1 tRNA gene is annotated in these 337 nt (G+C 55.8%); it reads right to left on the bottom strand.

Features of this window, described 5'->3' with window-relative positions:
- Positions 1-213: 213 nt before the first annotated feature.
- A tRNA-Ala gene (locus KKP04_RS15340) sits at positions 214-289 on the bottom strand.
- Positions 290-337 lie beyond the last annotated feature (48 nt).

Raw genomic sequence — 337 nt, 5'->3', positions numbered from 1 at the left:
AGAGCATTGACGAAAAGACCAGATCATTCCGAGATCAACCCACAACGGTCGCGGTTGCAACCGAAGGCCAGGAGCGGCACCGCCGAGTGGCGGTCAGGCAAATCCCCTTTTTACGATGTATGATGACTTTCTTTGGAAGCCGTGCTTCCGATCGGAAGGCGTGCCTTCCGAAACCGTTCTCAATCCCACTGTCGATCGCATCTCGATGACACTTGGTGGAGCCTGTCGGGATCGAACCGACGACCTGAAGCTTGCAAAGCTACCGCTCTCCCAACTGAGCTAAGGCCCCGAACTCTCCTGCCGTACCATCTTCACGTGCCGTTTTCATGACGCGCAA

Origin of the sequence: Rhodomicrobium sp. Az07 (genome assembly GCF_018619475.1) — a bacterium.
GTDB lineage: Bacteria > Pseudomonadota > Alphaproteobacteria > Rhizobiales > Rhodomicrobiaceae > Rhodomicrobium.
Note: the sequence above shows the minus strand (reverse complement) of the source record. Positions and strands in the feature narration are given on the sequence as shown.